Annotated in this window: 15 protein-coding genes; 10 read left to right on the forward strand and 5 right to left on the reverse strand. The window is 62.2% G+C overall.

Going from position 1 to position 17,363, the window contains the following annotated elements; all coding sequences use genetic code 11:
• Window positions 1-39: 39 nt before the first annotated feature.
• Window positions 40-861 (reverse strand): hypothetical protein, encoded by an 822-nt coding sequence (locus tag ACODS1_RS02780; RefSeq protein WP_489084549.1) that lies wholly within the window; start codon window positions 859-861, stop codon window positions 40-42.
• Window positions 862-1,326: 465 nt separating this feature from the next.
• Between ACODS1_RS02780 and fadB the strand changes: the two genes are divergently transcribed.
• From fadB to ACODS1_RS02810, 6 genes are all read left to right on the forward strand, one after another.
• Entirely contained in the window at window positions 1,327-3,474 is a 2,148-nt protein-coding gene (gene fadB, locus ACODS1_RS02785; RefSeq protein WP_489084438.1) for a fatty acid oxidation complex subunit alpha FadB, read from the forward strand.
• Window positions 3,475-3,504: 30 nt separating this feature from the next.
• The gene (fadA, locus tag ACODS1_RS02790) at window positions 3,505-4,680 is read left to right on the forward strand and encodes an acetyl-CoA C-acyltransferase FadA (RefSeq protein ID WP_322980734.1); all 1,176 of its coding nucleotides are present in this window, start codon (window positions 3,505-3,507) and stop codon (window positions 4,678-4,680) included.
• A gap of 128 nt (window positions 4,681-4,808) precedes the next feature.
• A complete protein-coding gene (locus tag ACODS1_RS02795) occupies window positions 4,809-5,051 on the forward strand; it encodes a DUF1653 domain-containing protein (RefSeq protein ID WP_322980842.1) in 243 nt (80 codons plus the stop codon).
• 104 nt (window positions 5,052-5,155) lie between these two features.
• Window positions 5,156-7,762 carry a type I DNA topoisomerase gene (topA, locus tag ACODS1_RS02800; protein WP_322980733.1) on the forward strand — a complete coding sequence of 869 codons (2,607 nt, stop codon included), beginning with the start codon at window positions 5,156-5,158 and terminating at the stop codon, window positions 7,760-7,762.
• A gap of 84 nt (window positions 7,763-7,846) precedes the next feature.
• Complete coding sequence (locus tag ACODS1_RS02805) at window positions 7,847-8,365, forward strand: DUF6586 family protein (protein ID WP_489084439.1); 519 nt, start codon at window positions 7,847-7,849, stop codon at window positions 8,363-8,365.
• A gap of 80 nt (window positions 8,366-8,445) precedes the next feature.
• Window positions 8,446-8,685, forward strand: coding sequence for a hypothetical protein (locus tag ACODS1_RS02810; RefSeq protein WP_322980731.1), 240 nt, complete (start codon window positions 8,446-8,448; stop codon window positions 8,683-8,685).
• A 221-nt stretch (window positions 8,686-8,906) separates the two neighbouring features.
• Here the strand turns inward: ACODS1_RS02810 and sulA are convergent, their stop codons facing one another.
• Together sulA and lexA are read right to left on the reverse strand one after the other, a co-directional pair.
• A complete protein-coding gene (gene sulA, locus ACODS1_RS02815; RefSeq protein ID WP_489084440.1) occupies window positions 8,907-9,377 on the reverse strand; it encodes an SOS-induced cell division inhibitor SulA in 471 nt (156 codons plus the stop codon).
• A gap of 16 nt (window positions 9,378-9,393) precedes the next feature.
• Window positions 9,394-10,008, reverse strand: coding sequence for a transcriptional repressor LexA (lexA, locus tag ACODS1_RS02820; RefSeq protein ID WP_159972554.1), 615 nt, complete (start codon window positions 10,006-10,008; stop codon window positions 9,394-9,396).
• A 227-nt stretch (window positions 10,009-10,235) separates the two neighbouring features.
• On the opposite strand from lexA, the gene ACODS1_RS02825 reads away from it, so the two are divergent.
• The 4 genes from ACODS1_RS02825 to ACODS1_RS02840 are packed head-to-tail and all read left to right on the forward strand — an operon-like array spanning window position 10,236 to window position 13,265.
• Window positions 10,236-10,943, forward strand: a complete 708-nt coding sequence (locus tag ACODS1_RS02825; protein WP_489084441.1) for a TetR/AcrR family transcriptional regulator — start codon at window positions 10,236-10,238, stop codon at window positions 10,941-10,943.
• A gap of 41 nt (window positions 10,944-10,984) precedes the next feature.
• Complete coding sequence (locus ACODS1_RS02830) at window positions 10,985-11,512, forward strand: L,D-transpeptidase family protein (protein WP_489084442.1); 528 nt, start codon at window positions 10,985-10,987, stop codon at window positions 11,510-11,512.
• A gap of 11 nt (window positions 11,513-11,523) precedes the next feature.
• Window positions 11,524-12,522, forward strand: a complete 999-nt coding sequence (gene nagZ, locus ACODS1_RS02835) for a beta-N-acetylhexosaminidase (protein ID WP_489084443.1) — start codon at window positions 11,524-11,526, stop codon at window positions 12,520-12,522.
• A 5-nt stretch (window positions 12,523-12,527) separates the two neighbouring features.
• Window positions 12,528-13,265, forward strand: coding sequence for an S-methyl-5'-thioinosine phosphorylase (locus ACODS1_RS02840; protein WP_489084444.1), 738 nt, complete (start codon window positions 12,528-12,530; stop codon window positions 13,263-13,265).
• A 51-nt stretch (window positions 13,266-13,316) separates the two neighbouring features.
• Here the strand turns inward: ACODS1_RS02840 and ACODS1_RS02845 are convergent, their stop codons facing one another.
• Together ACODS1_RS02845 and mfd are read right to left on the reverse strand one after the other, a co-directional pair.
• Complete coding sequence (locus ACODS1_RS02845; RefSeq protein WP_489084445.1) at window positions 13,317-13,838, reverse strand: CsiV family protein; 522 nt, start codon at window positions 13,836-13,838, stop codon at window positions 13,317-13,319.
• A 12-nt stretch (window positions 13,839-13,850) separates the two neighbouring features.
• Window positions 13,851-17,303: a transcription-repair coupling factor gene (gene mfd / locus ACODS1_RS02850; protein WP_489084446.1), complete on the reverse strand. Its 3,453-nt coding sequence runs from the start codon at window positions 17,301-17,303 to the stop codon at window positions 13,851-13,853.
• Window positions 17,304-17,363: the final 60 nt, after the last annotated feature.

A 17,363-nucleotide genomic window follows, 5' to 3' on the forward strand; every position in this document is an offset into this window, starting at 1 on the left:
CACCGGGCCGGGGATGGCCAGGCAGGCCGGAAAGAAACATCAGAGCTGGTTGGCGGCGTATTGGGCCGCTACGTCTTCCAGCCCCTCGATGATGCTGTCGGAATACTTGTTGACCAGAAAGGGGACGGTGTTCTGGTTGTAGTTCAGCAGAGATTTCTCGATATAGCGAAACTTGGTGCCAATAATGCCAAGTTCCGTCCTGATCTGCGCTGTGTTCTGGCTTTCCTGGGTGAGGTCATCCAGACGGCTGGCGAAGGCTCGCACCAGTTCGTCAAGGGCGCGCTCCTCGCCGCCGCCGAAGAAGCTGGCACCCACCGAGGCGCTGCGTGAAGCGTAGTCCAGCGCGATGCCCTGCATCAAAAGACTCTGCTCGCGGCTGCGTTGAGCCAGTGTGGGCACGACCTGTCCGCTTTCTTCCTGGATTTTCAGGTAAAGCGCCTGGGCGATGTCCATGAGCTGCCGATTGCTTTCGGCCATGTCGGCGACTGGCTGCAGGTCGGTGAAGCCCTGCTTGCGCATCGTCTCCATCAAATTCTGCAATGCGCTGCGATAGTTCTGCCATTCGCCGCTGAGGCGCTGCTGCAGCGTCTTCGAGCCGTCACCCGGCATGACGCCCAGCGCATCCAGCTGTGTCTGCGCCTGTTGTACGGACTCGTTGATCCTCCGGGCATAGCGCTGATCGCCTTCCATGCCGTTGAACATGTAGAAATCACCCAGGCTCTTCTGGGCCGCCAGGCGCATCTGGTGGAGATGCAACAGATCGTCGGCTGGTGCCGCCAGAAGACAAGGGGCGAGTAACAACTGCAGTACGAGGGCGAGGAGGGCGCCCAGTGGGGAGGCAAGCTTACGGCGGCTCGACATGGTGAACTCCGCATGGCCCATCGATGGGCTCGACTTGTTGTTGTATTCAGGCTCGCAAGCCAGGGCCAGGCGAGCCTGAGGCGACTGTACCCGCAGCCTCGGCGTTTGGCTAGGCGAAGGCGGGGGCGCGCCGGGTTCACGAAATCATCGCGATATCCGGGTATAGATGCTGTTTATCGAGTAGCCCTGCAAGCCGCGTACTTGCTGAGCGGGCCTGATAAAACGAAACGGCTGCGCAGGAAGGCCAATTGACAAGTTCTGGCTTTTCCCCGATGGTGTGCACACCCAAATCAAACGGGCGTATGAATTGAGCGTTTGCCTGGTCAGGCGCGCCACTACAGCCCGAATATCGCGTCGGTGGGTGTGTCGTACCGATTGGAGCTATGCTCGCGGCTATGCTGTGAGCTGGCTTGCCGGTTGGCTCCGATGTGTACTGTTCAGCTTCCATACCGTGGAGATCAGTTGATGATTTACGAAGGTAAAGCCATCACGGTTAAGGCTCTTGAGAGCGGCATCGTCGAATTGAATTTCGACCTCAAGGGTGAGTCCGTCAACAAATTCAACCGTCTTACCCTCAATGAGCTGCGCGCCTCCGTCGACGCGATCAAGGCTGACGGTTCGATCAAGGGCGTGATTGTCACCAGTGGCAAGGACGTGTTCATCGTCGGTGCGGATATCACCGAGTTCGTCGACAACTTCAAGTTGCCGGACGAAGAGCTGGTAGCTGGCAACCTCGAAGCCAACAAGATCTTCAGTGATTTCGAAGACCTCGCCGTGCCGACCGTCGTCGCCATCAACGGCATCGCCCTGGGTGGCGGTTTCGAGATGTGCCTGGCTGGTGACTACCGCGTAATGAGCGAGACCGCCAAGATCGGTCTGCCAGAAGTCAAGCTGGGTATCTACCCGGGCTTCGGCGGTACCGTGCGCCTGCCGCGCGTGATCGGCACCGACAACGCTGTCGAGTGGATCGCCTCCGGCAAGGAAAACCGTGCAGACGACGCGCTGAAAGTCGGCGCCGTCGATGCCGTGGTCGCACCCGCCAAACTCAAGGACGCTGCACTGGATCTGGTCAAGCGCGCCATCTCTGGCGAGCTGGACTACAAGGCCAAGCGTCAGCCCAAGCTGGAAAAGCTCAAGCTCAACGCCATCGAGCAGATGATGTGCTTCGAGACCGCCAAGGGCTTCGTCGCTGGCCAGGCCGGCCCGAACTACCCGGCGCCGGTCGAGGCGATCAAAACCATCCAGAAGGCTGCCAACTTCGGCCGTGACAAGGCGCTGGAAGTCGAAGCTGCCGGCTTCGTCAAACTGGCCAAGACCTCGGTTGCCGAGAGCCTGATCGGTCTGTTCCTGAACGATCAGGAACTGAAGAAAAAGGCCAAGCACCACGACGAAATCGCTCGCGACGTGAAACTGGCTGCCGTCCTCGGCGCGGGCATCATGGGCGGTGGCATTGCCTACCAGTCGGCTTCCAAGGGCACCCCGATCCTGATGAAGGATATCCGTGAAGAGGGTATCCAGATGGGCTTGAACGAGGCTTCCAAGCTGCTCGGCAAGCGCGTCGAGAAGGGCCGCATGACCCCAGCGAAGATGGCCGAAGCCCTCAACGCCATCCGCCCGACCATGTCCTATGGTGATTTTGGCAACGTCGACATCGTCGTCGAAGCCGTGGTCGAGAACCCGAAGGTCAAGCAGATCGTGCTGGCCGAAGTGGAAGGCGTGGTGCGTGAAGACGCCATCCTGGCCTCCAACACCTCGACCATCTCCATCAGCCTGCTGGCTCAGGCGCTCAAGCGTCCGGAAAACTTCGTCGGCATGCACTTCTTCAATCCGGTGCACATGATGCCGCTGGTGGAAGTCATCCGTGGCGAGAAGTCCAGTGAAGTGGCCGTGGCCACCACCGTTGCCTACGCCAAGAAAATGGGCAAGAACCCGATCGTGGTCAATGACTGCCCCGGCTTCCTGGTTAACCGCGTGCTGTTCCCGTACTTCGGCGGCTTCTCCAAGCTGCTGGGCTTCGGCGTCGACTTCGTGCGTATCGACAAGGTGATGGAGAAGTTCGGCTGGCCCATGGGCCCGGCTTATCTCTCCGACGTGGTCGGCATCGACACCGGCCACCACGGCCGTGACGTGATGGCCGAAGGCTTCCCGGATCGCATGGCTGTCGAAGGCAAGACCGCTGTCGACGTGATGTACGAAGCCAACCGCCTGGGCCAGAAGAATGGCAAAGGCTTCTACGCCTACGAAACCGACAAGCGCGGCAAGCCGAAGAAGGTCTCCGACCCGGCGGCTTACGAGCTGCTCAAGTCCATCGTGGTCGAAGAGCGTGAAGTCACCGACGAGGACATCATCAACTTCATGATGATCCCGCTGTGCCTGGAAACCGTTCGTTGCCTGGAAGATGGCATTGTCGACACCGCAGCCGAGGCCGACATGGGCCTGATCTACGGTATCGGCTTCCCTCCCTTCCGTGGCGGTGCGCTGCGCTACATCGATTCCATCGGTGTGGCTGAATTCGTCGCCCTGGCCGACAAGTATGCCGAGCTGGGCGCCCTGTACCACCCGACCGCAAAACTTCGCGAGATGGCCGCCAAGGGCCAGAAGTTCTTCGGTTAATCGTGCAGCGAACAGAGCGAGAATAGAAATATGAGCCTGAATCCTAGAGATGCAGTGATCGTCGACTTCGGTCGTACCCCGATGGGTCGTTCCAAGGGCGGCATGCACCGTAACACCCGCGCCGAGACCATGTCCGCGCACCTGATTAGCAAGCTGCTGGAGCGTAACGCCAAGGTCGATCCGGCCGAAGTCGAGGACGTGATCTGGGGCTGCGTCAACCAGACCCTAGAACAGGGCTGGAACATCGCGCGCATGGCGTCGCTGATGACCCAGATCCCGCACACCAGCGCCGGCCAGACCGTCAGCCGCCTGTGTGGTTCGTCCATGAGCGCCCTGCACACCGCCGTGCAGGCGATCCAGACCGGTAACGGCGATGTATTCGTCGTCGGCGGTGTGGAGCACATGGGCCACGTCGGCATGATGCACGGCGTCGACCCGAACCCGCACCTGTCGCTGTACGCCGCCAAGGCGTCCGGCATGATGGGCCTGACCGCTGAAATGCTGGGCAAGATGCATGGCATCAGCCGTGAGCAGCAGGACGCCTTCGGTGAGCGTTCGCACCGTCTGGCACACAAGGCCACCGTCGAAGGCAAGTTCAAGGATGAAATCATCCCGATGCAAGGCTACGACGAGAACGGTTTCCTGAAGATGTACGACTTCGACGAAACCATTCGTCCGGAAACCACCCTGGAAAGCCTGGCTGCGCTGAAGCCTGCGTTCAACCCGAAAGGCGGCACCGTGACTGCGGGTACTTCCTCGCAGATCACTGACGGCGCCTCTTGCATGATCGTCATGAGCGCCCAGCGTGCTCAGGATCTGGGCATTCAGCCGATGGCCGTGGTTCGCGCCATGGCCGTTGCCGGTGTCGATCCGGCGATCATGGGTTACGGTCCGGTGCCGTCGACCCAGAAGGCGCTCAAGCGTGCCGGTCTGAGCATGGCTGACATCGATTTCGTCGAGCTCAACGAAGCCTTCGCGGCCCAGGCTCTGCCGGTGCTGAAGGATCTGAAGCTGCTCGACAAGATGGAAGAGAAAGTCAACCTGCACGGCGGCGCGATCGCCCTGGGTCACCCCTTCGGTTGTTCCGGTGCCCGTATCTCCGGTACCCTGCTCAACGTCATGAAGCAGAACGGTGGCACTTTCGGTGTCTCCACCATGTGCGTGGGCCTTGGCCAAGGCATCACCACCGTGTTCGAACGCGTCTAAGCGTCCGAGCCAAACAAGACCGGGGCCTAGTGCCCCGGTTTTGCTTTCTGGCCTTGTTCATTCGGGTGCTGCCACGGCGCCCGGCAAGCCGAGCCGTCATGGCCGGGCTTTTCATGCGGGGAAACGTCATGCAGCTACAACCAGGGCTCTATCGTCACTACAAAGGGCCGCAGTATCGCGTCTTCGGCGTGGCGCAGCATTCCGAGACCGAGGAACCGTTGGTCATCTATCAGGCACTGTATGGGGAGTTCGGGCTCTGGGTCAGGCCGCTGGCAATGTTTTGCGAGCAGGTCGAGGTGGACGGCCAGACGCTTCCGCGCTTTGCTTTGATTCAGGCCGAAGTCAGCCCTATTGGTGGTGCAGAGGTCTGAGGCGCATTTCCCCGCGCTTGACCTTCACTCGGTCGCCACTATATATAGCGGGGCCTTAAGGTTACCCGCCTTCTATATTTCGCAATTCAGGAATTTTCTGATCCATGGGCAAATCGCTGGTCATCGTGGAATCCCCGGCCAAGGCCAAGACCATCAACAAGTACCTGGGCAGCCAGTACGTGGTGAAGTCGAGCATCGGCCACATCCGTGACCTGCCTACCAGCGGCTCGGCAAGCGCCACCAAGGAGCCTGCCAAGCGTGGCAAGGCCGCCGCGGAGGCGCCTGCACTGTCGCCCAAGGAAAAGGCCAAACGTCAGCTGTTCGCCCGCATGGGCGTCGACCCCGAGCATGGTTGGAAGGCCAAGTACGAGATCCTGCCTGGCAAGGAAAAGGTGATCGAGGAACTGCGCCGCCTGGCCAAGGATGCTGACACCATCTATCTCGCAACCGACTTGGATCGCGAGGGGGAGGCCATCGCCTGGCACCTGCGCGAGTCCATCGGTGGTGACGACAGCCGCTACAAGCGCGTGGTATTCAACGAGATCACCAAGAAGGCGATTCAGGATGCCTTCTCCAAGCCCGGTGAGCTGGATATCAACCGCGTCAACGCCCAGCAGGCGCGTCGCTTCCTCGACCGCGTGGTGGGCTACATGGTCTCGCCGCTGCTGTGGGCCAAGATCGCCCGTGGTCTGTCTGCCGGTCGCGTGCAGTCGGTAGCGGTGAAGCTGGTCGTTGCGCGTGAAAAAGAAATTCGTGCCTTCGTCCCGGAAGAATACTGGGAAGTGCACGCTGATCTCGGCACTGCGAAGAACGCCAAGGTGCGCTTCGAAGTCGTTCGCGAAGACGGCTCGGCGTTCAAGCCGGTCAACGAAGCGCAGGCCATGGCGGCGCTGGAGAAGCTCAAGGCTTCCAGCTACAGCGTGGTCAAGCGTGAAGACCGCCCGACCAGCAGCAAGCCCTCGGCGCCTTTCATCACCTCCACCCTGCAGCAGGCGGCGAGCAACCGTCTTGGCTTCGGCGTGAAGAAAACCATGATGATGGCCCAGCGTCTCTACGAGGCCGGCTACATCACCTATATGCGTACCGACTCGACCAACCTGTCCAACGACGCGGTGGAGATGGTGCGTGGTTTCATCGGCAGCGAATACGGCGACAAGTACCTGCCGGGCAAGCCCAACCTGTATTCGAGCAAGGAAGGCGCGCAGGAGGCGCACGAAGCGATTCGTCCGTCCGACGTCAACCTGCGCCCGACCCAGCTCTCCGGTATGGAGCGTGATGCCGAGCGTCTGTATGACCTGATCTGGCGTCAGTTCGTCGCTTGCCAGATGCCTCCGGCCGAGTACCTGTCCACCAGCGTCACCGTGGCTGCCGGCAACTTCGAGCTGCGCGCCAAGGGCCGCATCCTCAAGTTCGACGGTTATACCCGCGTACTGCCGCAGCAGAGCAAGCCCGGCGAGGACGATGTCCTGCCGGAAATGAAGGAAGGCGAGGGCCTCAAGCTGATCCAGCTCGACCCCAGCCAGCACTTCACCAAGCCGCCGGCACGCTACTCCGAAGCGAGCCTGGTCAAGGAGCTGGAAAAGCGTGGCATTGGCCGCCCGTCGACCTATGCGGCGATCATCTCCACTATTCAGGATCGCGGCTACGTCACGGTACACAACCGTCGCTTCTACGCCGAGAAGATGGGCGATATCGTCACCGAGCGCCTCGACGAGAGCTTCGCCAACCTGATGGATTATGGTTTCACGGCTGGCATGGAAGAGCGTCTGGATGACGTGGCGCAGGGCGAGCGCGAGTGGAAGCATCTGCTCGACGAGTTCTACGGCGACTTCAAGAAGAAGCTCGAGGCGGCCGAGGCAGGCGAGGGCGGCATGCGTGCCAACCAGCCGACCCTGACCGATATTCCCTGCCGCGACTGCGGCCGGCCGATGATGATTCGTACCGCCTCCACCGGCGTGTTCCTGGGTTGCTCCGGCTATGCGCTACCGCCTAAGGAGCGCTGCAAGGCCACCATCAACCTGGTGCCGGGCGACGAGATCGCCGCGGACGACGAGGGCGAGTCCGAGTCCCGCGTGCTGCTGGGCAAGCATCGTTGCCCGATCTGCTCCACGGCCATGGATGCCTACCTGCTGGACGAAACCCGCAAGCTGCACATCTGCGGCAACAACCCGGATTGCACGGGCTACGAGATCGAGCAGGGCCAGTACCGCATCAAGGGCTACGAAGGGCCGAGCCTGGAGTGCGACAAGTGCGGCAGCGAGATGCAGCTCAAGACCGGTCGTTTCGGCAAGTTCTTCGGCTGCACCAATGCCAGTTGCAAGAACACCCGCAAGCTGTTGAAGAATGGTGAAGCTGCGCCTCCCAAGATGGACAAGGTGGAGATGCCTGAGCTCAAGTGCGAGAAGGTCGATGACACTTACGTACTGCGCGACGGCGCGTCGGGTCTGTTCCTCGCCGCCAGCGGTTTCCCGAAGAACCGTGAGACGCGCGCTCCGCTGGTGCTGGAAATCGTTCCGCACAAGCACGAGATCGATCCCAAGTACCACTTCCTCTGCGATGCTCCGCAGAAGGATCCGGATGGCCGCCCGGCCGTGATTCGCTATAGCCGCAAGACCAAGGAGCAGTACGTGCAATCCGAAGTGGATGGCAAGCCGACCGGCTGGCGTGCGTTCTTCGATGGCGGCAAGTGGAAGGTCGAGGACAAGCGCTGAACCTCTGCCGCTTCTGATCGCATGCGCGCGCCGACAGTCGTCGGCGCGCGTATGATGGCTCCATCTGCAATGGAGATCGCCGTAATGGCCAAAGAACTCTATACCCGCACCAACCAGAAGATATTCTTCGCCGGGATCGCGCTGGACAACTGGCGCAAGGCAGAAGCCTCTGGCGCCTTCAACGTGCAGGCGCTGGTACAGGCCGAGCGTGAGGCGGCGTTGTTCCATCTGTACGGCAGTGTGCTGAGCCTGTGCCATGAGATCGCTGGCTACTACCGCATGGCCGACACCACGTCGACGCGTGTCGATGCTTTCCTCGATCAGACCGTGCTCGAGCGTTCTCCGAGCCCTGAACTGGCCGAGCTGGTGGAGCTGGCGCAGCAATCGGAGACCTGGCTAGCGCAGTTGCTGGCGGCCTACGCCGAGTTGTTCAAGCCGCCTCAGGAGGCGCGCAAGGCGAAGGTCGACCCCGCCATGCCACTGATCACGGCGGTGAGTCTGGATCAGGTGCGCCCCGAGCTGACACTGGACGAGCTGGATGACTACCGGCAGCAGCTCAAGGCACTGGTATTGCGCTTTCGTGAAGGCCTCAGCGAGTGCTGATCGCATTAATCTGGACAAGTGGGCTGGGGCTGTCCCCGGCCGACTGTTACAATATCGCGTTTTCGCAAAGAGACTGACCCATGCCTACATCCTTTCTGGAAATCGTCGAACTGCCCGATGGGCGTATCGCCCTGCGTCGTGCAGAGGATGAAGAGGCATTGGTGACGCTGGATTTCTCCGCTGATGCCAAGGCATTCCTGCAAGGCCAGCACGTCGAAGTGGCCAAGGCCATGCTCAACGTGGGTGTGCAGATGGCGGGGCGTATGGCTGAAGGCGACTTCAGCAGCGAGGACGAAGAGTCACCGCGCGTCTTGCACTGAATATTAGCCGCAGGTCACACGCTGCAGGCTGCAAGTAATAGCGAAAGCCCCTCTACTATGAGGGGCTTTCGCGTTTTCTGAGTATGCTTTGAGGGCGCGGCCGCTCTGCAGGAGCGCATTCACTCGCGATATGTAGAGGTTTCGCTTTGTCCGCGAAATGGGCGGAGGGTGCTCGTCCATTTCGCGGCTGAAGCCGCTCCAGCAGGTGGGGACTTCGCTGGTTAGCCCAGGCTGATGTTGAGGCTCTGCGCTTGGCCGGTTCGCGCTGCCTTGGCCAGGCGTTGGCGAGTACTGCGTTCGACCGGATGTAGCCAACTGATCACGGTGTGGCTGCGACCCAGTCTGAGGGCTTCTTCGGTCAGCTCCAGCGCACTCTGCTCCTGGCGTGGCTGCAGCAGCAGGATGCGTTCACGGTTGAGGCCGGCATCACGCAGCCAGGTCTGGGTCAGGCTGGCCGGTGGTGCTACCAGTGTCAGCCAGCGAGCATCCTGATTCTGACTCAGTTCACGCAATATGGGCGCCAGCAGGTGCAGACAATGCCCGGCAGCGCCGCGCAGTGCCAATTCACTGAAAGCCTGATCATCTTCCAGGCCTGGCAGGGGCTCGACAGGCAGTCCGTCGGCAGGCGCATTGGCCAGAAATGCGTCGAACAGGGGAAGTTGAGGGCGCTCGAACGACTGCTGCAACTGCATGGGAGCCTCCAGGGAATTATCGGCGGATCACGCCGACACTCAGACCTTCGATGATCAATTCCTGATGTTCCAGATCGACCTCGATCGGGGAAAACTCAGGGTTCTCGGCAATCAGCCAGACCTTGTTGCCCTCGCGCTTGAAGCGCTTGACCGTGACTTCGTCGTCGATACGCGCGACCACGATCTGGCCGTTGCGGGCTTCGCGTGTGGTGTGCACGGCAAGCAGATCGCCGTCGAAGATGCCGATGTCCTTCATGCTCATGCCGCGTACGCGCAACAGGTAGTCGGCTTTGGGCTGAAAGAAGGCAGGGTTGATCTGGCAGGATTCCTCGACATGCTGCTGGGCCAGGATCGGCGCACCGGCAGCGACACGGCCGATTACCGGCAAACCATCGTCGTCGTTGGCGGCGCCTGGTTCGAAGCCGGGGATGCGAATGCCGCGCGAGGCACCTGGCGTCATCTCGATGGCGCCTTTACGTGCCAACGCCTTGAGGTGTTCCTCTGCCGCGTTGGGTGATTTGAAGCCCAGCTCCTGAGCGATTTCCGCGCGGGTAGGTGGGTAGCCATTGTCTTCCAGGCAGCGCTTGATGAATGCGAGGATTTCGGCTTGGCGGGGGGTCAGTTTCAGCATGGCTGGGCTCTGTCTTTTTATACAGTGACTGGGATTATATACAGTGAAGGCTGCTTGGCAACGATCAATTTCATCCTGGGCGCAGTTGCGCTGTAACTTGCCGTCCTCAACGCTCGTCTCTGCCTGTTGTATGCTGTGACCGACCAGACGAAACCTGGCCGGCGCGGCTTGACAATGCAGTGGGCTGAAACGTATGTTTCAAACGAGTGTTTGTCAGGTGATATTTCATGGCTCAGTCAGAAACCGTTGAACGCATTCTCGATGCAGCAGAACAGCTGTTCGCGGAAAAGGGCTTTGCCGAAACCTCGCTGCGGCTCATCACCAGCAAGGCCGGGGTCAACCTCGCGGCCGTCAACTATCACTTCGGTTCTAAGAAGGCGCTGATTCAGGCGGTCTTCTCGCGTTTCCTCGGGCCATTCTGCACCAGCCTGGAAAAGGAACTGGACCGCCGCCAGGCCAAGGCCGAAACCCAGGCCACACTCGAGGAACTGCTCGAGTTGCTGGTCGAGCAGGCGCTGGCCGTCAAGCCGCGCAGCGGGAATGACCTGTCGATCTTCATGCGTTTGCTGGGCCTGGCCTTCAGTCAGAGCCAGGGGCACCTGCGTAAATACCTCGAAGAGGTTTACGGCAAGGTGTTCCGCCGCTACATGCTGCTGGTGCACGATGCCGCGCCGCGTATCCCGCCGCTGGAACTGTTCTGGCGGGTGCACTTCATGTTGGGGGCGGCGGCGTTCAGCATGTCCGGTATCAAGGCGCTACGTGCCATGGCGGAAACGGATTTCGGCGTGCACACCTCCATCGAACAGGTGATGCGCATGATGGTGCCGTTCCTCGCTGCCGGTATGCGTGCCGATTCCGGTGTCGCCGATCCCTTGCTGGCAACTGCCCAGCTCAAACCGCGCAACAAGACCGTGAGCGTACCGGCCAAGGCATGACAGCGGTGGGCTCGACCCGAGTCATCCGCTAAGCTAGCCGCATGCTGGATCTCGATCTGCTGCACATCTCCATTGCTGACCAGATGCTCTACGGCCTACAGGCCGGGCGTCTGCGTGTGCGCTGTGCCGTTTCAACGGCGCTCAACGGAGCGGGTGAGGACAATGGCAGTGGTTGCACGCCGCGCGGTCTGCATCAGGTGCGTGCGCGTATCGGTGCGGGCTTGCCCTTGGCGGCGGTACTGCGCGGGCGGCGCTGGACGGGCGAAGTCTGGACGCCCGAGTTGCATGAACAATTCCCCGGGCGCGACTGGATCCTGACTCGCATCCTCTGGCTCAGCGGCCTGGAGCCAGGGCGCAATCGCCTCGGTTCGGTCGACACCTTTCGTCGCTACATTTACCTGCACGGCACACCGGATACGGAACCCATGGGCACGGCGCTGTCCCATGGCTGCATTCGCCTGCGCAATACCGACATGTTGGCCCTGTTCGAGCGTGTACCGCTGCATTGCCGGGTGCTGATCGACGAGGCGTCCTGCCCGCAATGGTCGGCAGGCCCAGATTTTCAATAAGGAATATCCCCATGCAAGGTTCTTTGATGATGGACATCGGCGGCACCTGGTTGAGCGCCGAGGATCGCCAGATGCTGCGCCAGCCCGAGGTGGGCGGCCTGATCATCTTTGCCCGTAATATCGAGTCGCCACGCCAGGTGCGTGAGCTGTGCCAGAGCATCCGTGCCGTGCGCCCGGATCTGTTGCTGGCGGTGGATCAGGAAGGTGGTCGTGTCCAGCGCCTGCGTCAGGGCTTCGTGCGCTTGCCGGCGATGCGTGCCATCGCCGATAACGACGATGCCGAGTCGTTGGCCGAGCATTGTGGTTGGCTGATGGCTACCGAAGTGCTGGCGGTCGGGCTGGATCTGAGCTTCGCGCCGGTGCTCGACCTCGATCACCAGCGCAGTGCGGTGGTCGGCAGTCGGGCCTTCGAAGGTGATCCACAACGCGCCGCCCATCTGGCCGGGGCCTTCATTCGGGGTATGCATCAGGCCGGCATGGCGGCTACCGGCAAGCACTTTCCGGGGCATGGTTGGGCCGAGGCCGATTCCCACGTGGCCATTCCTGTGGACGAACGCAGCCTCGATGAGCTGCGCGCCTGCGACCTGCAGCCGTTCCGCCTGCTTGGTGCTGCGCTGGATGCGGTGATGCCGGCTCACGTGATCTATCCGCAGGTCGATGAGCAGCCGGCAGGGTTCTCGCGCCGCTGGCTGCAGGAGATCCTGCGCGGTGAGCTGGGCTTCGATGGGGTGATCTTCAGTGATGATCTGTCGATGGCAGGGGCCCATGTGGCCGGTGATGCCGGTCAGCGTATCGAGGCGGCGCTGCGTGCTGGCTGCGATATGGGGCTGGTGTGCAATGACCGTGCTGCGGCAGAGGTGGCCCTGGTCGCTCTGCAGCGCCTGCAGGTGAAAGCATCGCCGCGCCTGGCGCGGATGCGCGGCCATGGGCATGCCTCCACTGATTACCGAGCGTCGCCGCGTTGGTCGCAGGCTATGGCGGCGCTGCGCGCTGCGCAGTTGCTGGATTAGAAGCCATGACTGTCTACGCGATCATCGGCGGCACCGGGCTGACGCAGCTCGACGGGCTGCGCATCGACGCCGAGCTTGTCATGGAGACGCCTTACGGGGCGCCCTCTGCGCCGGTTCTGCGAGGCGATTATGCTGGGCGTACGGTGCTGTTTCTGGCGCGCCACGGCCATCCGCATCGTATCCCGCCGCATCAGGTCAATTACCGTGCCAATCTCTGGGCGCTCAAGCAGGCCGGCGCCGAGGCCATTCTCGCGGTCAACTCGGTCGGTGGCATTCCCCAGGCGATGCCGGCCGGGCATTTCTGCGTGCCGCAGCAGATCATCGATTACACCTATGGCCGTGCCCAAACCTTCTTCGAAGGCGAGTTGCAGCAGGTCACTCATATCGATTTCAGCGAACCTTACGATGCCAGGCTGCGTGCGGCACTGATCGCGGCTTTACGCAGCGAAGGGGCCGCATTCAGTGATCACGGCATCTATGGCTGCACGCAGGGGCCGCGGCTGGAGACGGCTGCCGAGATTCTGCGCCTGGAGCGTGATGGTTGCGATCTGGTGGGCATGACCGGCATGCCGGAAGCAGCTCTGGCGCGAGAGTTGGAGCTGCCTTACGCCTGTCTGGCGTTGGTGGTGAACCCTGCTGCGGGCAAGTCGAGTGCGCCGATCACCATGGAAGCCATCGAGCAGGTTCTGGCGCAGGGCATGAGCACGATCAGGTCGGTGCTGACGCGGGTGTTGCTTGGTTGAGCAAATGAAAAGGGCCGCTGAGCGGCCCTTTTCATGCGTCGGATGATGCGCTCAGAGCGGGCTGATGCGAATCAGCGCGCCCAGGCTGCCGTGATCGAGGTAGGTCAGGCTGCCGTCCTTCAGGCGCTGAGCGACCTTCATGTGTTCGCTGGTCTGCAGCAGACCATCGGCGCTGAAGTGGTTGATCCACAGTTCCAGATCCAGATCGGTGAAACGATCCTGAACGAAGTTGAGTGTGCCTTCGATCGGGTAGTGGCCGAATTGCCCATTGCCGCTGCTCACGGCGACGCGGCTGGGCGCGTTGCTCATGGTCTGGCTCCAGGCCTTGTGCAGCAATACCTGATAGCCATTGTTCGGGTTGAGCTTGGCGGCTTCGTCATTCAGTGCGGTGGCGCGCTCGTTACCGCTGATGGGCAGTGCGGTGGCGGCCCAGTCGTCCGGGGCGATCTTGGGCGCGATCACCGCTTCACCCGGTTGGCGGAACACCAGCAATTCCACCTGGTACAGGCGTTCGGCGAAGGCGCTTGGGGCGAGCAGGCAGAGCAGCAGGGCAATCAGGTGCAGTGGGCGCATTGAGGAGTCCTTCTAGTGAGTGGGCGCAAGGCGCTCGAACAGGGCTTCCAGGGTGTTGAAACGCTCTTCCGCACGCTCCATCGGTACCTGGATCTTGAAGACAGTGGCGCCTTCGAATTTGTAGCGTTTCGGTTGGGCCTGAATCAGCTTGATCAACGTCAGTGGGTCGACGCAGGTTTCCGCGGCGAACTCGATGCGGCCGCCTTGCGGGCCGGCGTCGACCTTGGTGATGCCGAGCTTTTCCGCTTGCAGCTTGAGCAGCGTCAGGCGCATCAGGTGCTTGGTCGGCTCCGGCAGCAGGCCGAAGCGGTCGATCATCTCCACCTGCAGCTCTTTCAGGCCATCCTCGTCGATGGCCGAGGCGATGCGCTTGTAGAGGATCAGGCGGGCATGCACGTCGGGCAGGTAGTCCTCGGGGATCAGCGCCGGTACGCGCAGGTTGATCTCCGGGCCGCCGCCCAGCGGTTGGTCGAGGTTGGGCTGCTCGCCTTTCTGAATGGCCTTGACCGCGCGCTCGAGCATTTCCATGTACAGGGTGAAACCGACAGCCTGGATCTGCCCGCTCTGACCATCGCCGAGCAGCTCGCCGGCGCCACGGATTTCCAGGTCGTGGGTGGCGAGGATGAAGCCGGCGCCGAGATCCTGCGCGCCGGCAATCGCCTCCAGACGCTTCTGGGCGTCTTCGGTCATGCTCTTGCGCGGCGGCGTGAGCAGGTAGGCGTAGGCCTGGTGGTGGCTGCGGCCAACGCGGCCCCGTAGCTGGTGCAACTGGGCCAGGCCGAACTTGTCGGCGCGCTCGATGATGATGGTGTTGGCGCTGGGCACGTCGATGCCGGTCTCGATGATGGTCGAGGCCACCAGCACGTTGAAGCGCTTGTGGTAGAAGTCGCTCATTACCTGTTCGAGATCGCGCTCGCGCATCTGCCCGTGGCCCACGCCGATACGTGCTTCCGGCACCAGCTCGGCCAGATCGGCGGCGCATTTCTCGATGGTTTTCACGTCGTTGTGCAGGTAGTACACCTGGCCGCCGCGCAGCAGTTCGCGCAGCAGCGCTTCCTTGATGGTCGGCTTGTTCTCCTCCATGACGAAGGTGCGCACCGACAGGCGCCGCGCCGGTGGCGTGGCGATGATCGATAGATCGCGCATGCCGGCCACGGCCATGTTCAGGGTGCGCGGGATGGGCGTGGCGGTGAGGGTGAGGATGTCCACCTCGCTGCGCAATGCCTTGAGCTGCTCCTTCTGACGCACGCCGAAACGGTGTTCCTCGTCGATGATCACCAGGCCCAGGTTGTGGAATTTCACATCGTCCTGCAGCAGCTTGTGCGTGCCGATGACGATGTCCACCTTGCCGTCGGCTAGTTGCGCCACGGCGCCTTCGACTTCCTTGGCGCTCTTGAAGCGGCTCATCACCTCGACCTTCACCGGCCAGTCGGCGAAGCGGTCGCGGAAGCTGTTGTAGTGCTGCTGGGCGAGCAGGGTGGTGGGCACCAGCACCGCCACCTGCTTGCCGCTGTGCACGGCGATGAAGGCGGCGCGCATGGCCACCTCGGTCTTGCCGAAGCCGACGTCGCCACAGACCAGGCGATCCATCGGCTTGCCGGCGAGCATGTCGCTGCGTACGGCGTCGATGGCGGTCTGTTGATCCGGCGTTTCCTCGAAGGGAAAGCCGGCGCTGAAGGTGGCGTAGTCAACGGCCGGATCCTGAAAGGCGAAGCCTTCGCGGGCGGCGCGGCGGGCGTAGATATCGAGCAGTTCGGCGGCGACGTCGCGCACCTGCTCGGCGGCCTTGCGCTTGGCCTTCTGCCAGACTTCCGAGCCGAGGCGGTGCAGCGGCGCCAGGGCATCGTCGCTGCCGCTGTAGCGGGCGATCAGGTGCAGGCTGGCTACCGGCACGTAGAGCTTGGCCTCGTCGGCGTACTGCAGGGCGAGGAACTCGGCGGCCTGGCCGTCGAATTCCATGGTCACCAGGCCCAGATAACGACCGACGCCGTGATCGATATGCACCACCGGCGCGCCTTCGCGCAGCTCGGTGAGGTTCTTGATCACATTGTCGCCGCCTTCACGGCCTTTCTCGCGGCGACGACGCTGCATCACGCGCCGGCCGAACAGCGGGTTTTCCGGGATCAGTGCCAGTTCGTCGAGCAGCAGGCCCTCATCCAGGGGCGCGATGCAGATGTTCAGGCGTTCGTCGCTGTCGACGAACGCCGGCCAGCCGTCGACTTCCTTCGGCTTGAGCTTGAGGCGGGCGAGCAGTTCCAGCAGCACTTCGCGGCGACCGGCGGATTCCGCACAGAACAGCACGCGGCCCTGGTAGTCCTCGATGAAGCGGCGCAGTGCCGCCAGCGGTTCGCCTGCCTTGGCCTGGATCGCCAGATCCGGCAGGGCGCGCGCGTCGAAGCGGGTCTGGCCGACGCCGGGTTCGATATCCGCCTGGTTGACCACCACACGCGGCCAGCTCTTCAGGCGGGCGAAACAGTCCTCGACCGGGAGGAAGATATCGGCAGGCGGCAGCAGGGGGCGCTCGGGGTCGACGCGGCGGTCTTCATAACGGTTGCGCGCATCCAGCCAGAACTGCTCGGCGGCCTTTTCGATGCCGGGCAGGGAAAATACCTGGGTGTCGCTCGGCAGGTAGTCGAACAGGGTGCCGGTTTCCTCGAAAAACAGCGGCAGGTAGTACTCGATGCCGGCCGGGGTGATACCCGAGGACAAGTCCTGATAGATCGGGCAGCGGCGGAAATCCACGTCGAAGCGCTCGCGAAAACGCCCACGGAAATCGGTGACGGCCTTCTTCTCCAGGGGGAACTCGCGTGCCGGCAGCAGACGGATCGACTCCACCTTGTCCACCGAGCGCTGGGTTTCCGGGTCAAAGGTGCGCAGGGTTTCGATCTCGTCATCGAACAGGTCGATGCGGTAGGGCGTGTCGCTGCCCATCGGGAACAGGTCGATCAGCGCACCGCGCACGGCGAACTCGCCATGCTCGTAGACGGTGTCCACGCAGCGATAGCCGGCCGCCTCCAGGCGTGCACGCATCTGTTCCACATCCAGCTTCTGGCCGACATCCAGCACCAGGCCACTGCCGAGCAAAAAGCGCTTCGGCGCCAGGCGGTGTAGGGCGGTGGTGATGGGAACTACCAGAATGCCGTTGGCCAGCTCCGGCAGGCGATAGAGCGTGGCGATACGCTGGGAAATGATGTCCTGGTGCGGCGAAAAGACGTCGTAGGGCAGGGTTTCCCAATCGGGGAAGTGCAGCACCGGCAGGTTGGGCGCGAAGAAAGCCAGCTCCTCCTGCAGGCGCTCGGCGCTTTGGCTGCCCTCGGTCAGCACCAGGGTGAAGCGCCTGGCGTCTCTGGCAGCTTCGGCGATGGCCAGCGAGATCGCCGCACCAGGCAGGTTGCCCCATTGTTGCTTGCCGGCGCTGGATGGCAGGGAAGGGAGTCTGAGTACGGACGCGGTCGTTGCGGACACAGGCGGCTCACGATCATGACGAAAGGCCCGGAATTGTAGCGGGGCTTGGTGGTCAATGTC

The sequence above is a fragment of the Pseudomonas sp. FG29 genome (assembly GCF_057809355.1).

Coding starts and splice junctions, on each gene's coding strand:
- ACODS1_RS02845 (WP_489084445.1), bottom strand. CDS start 13,838: ATGCGCCCACTGCACCTGATTGCCCTGCTGCTCTGCCTGCTCGCCCCA.
- ACODS1_RS02830 (WP_489084442.1), top strand. CDS start 10,985: ATGCTGGATCTCGATCTGCTGCACATCTCCATTGCTGACCAGATGCTC.
- ACODS1_RS02795 (WP_322980842.1), top strand. CDS start 4,809: ATGCAGCTACAACCAGGGCTCTATCGTCACTACAAAGGGCCGCAGTAT.
- ACODS1_RS02825 (WP_489084441.1), top strand. CDS start 10,236: ATGGCTCAGTCAGAAACCGTTGAACGCATTCTCGATGCAGCAGAACAG.
- ACODS1_RS02810 (WP_322980731.1), top strand. CDS start 8,446: ATGCCTACATCCTTTCTGGAAATCGTCGAACTGCCCGATGGGCGTATC.
- ACODS1_RS02780 (WP_489084549.1), bottom strand. CDS start 861: ATGTCGAGCCGCCGTAAGCTTGCCTCCCCACTGGGCGCCCTCCTCGCC.
- ACODS1_RS02840 (WP_489084444.1), top strand. CDS start 12,528: ATGACTGTCTACGCGATCATCGGCGGCACCGGGCTGACGCAGCTCGAC.
- lexA (WP_159972554.1), bottom strand. CDS start 10,008: ATGCTGAAACTGACCCCCCGCCAAGCCGAAATCCTCGCATTCATCAAG.
- ACODS1_RS02805 (WP_489084439.1), top strand. CDS start 7,847: ATGGCCAAAGAACTCTATACCCGCACCAACCAGAAGATATTCTTCGCC.
- fadB (WP_489084438.1), top strand. CDS start 1,327: ATGATTTACGAAGGTAAAGCCATCACGGTTAAGGCTCTTGAGAGCGGC.
- topA (WP_322980733.1), top strand. CDS start 5,156: ATGGGCAAATCGCTGGTCATCGTGGAATCCCCGGCCAAGGCCAAGACC.
- nagZ (WP_489084443.1), top strand. CDS start 11,524: ATGCAAGGTTCTTTGATGATGGACATCGGCGGCACCTGGTTGAGCGCC.
- fadA (WP_322980734.1), top strand. CDS start 3,505: ATGAGCCTGAATCCTAGAGATGCAGTGATCGTCGACTTCGGTCGTACC.
- sulA (WP_489084440.1), bottom strand. CDS start 9,377: ATGCAGTTGCAGCAGTCGTTCGAGCGCCCTCAACTTCCCCTGTTCGAC.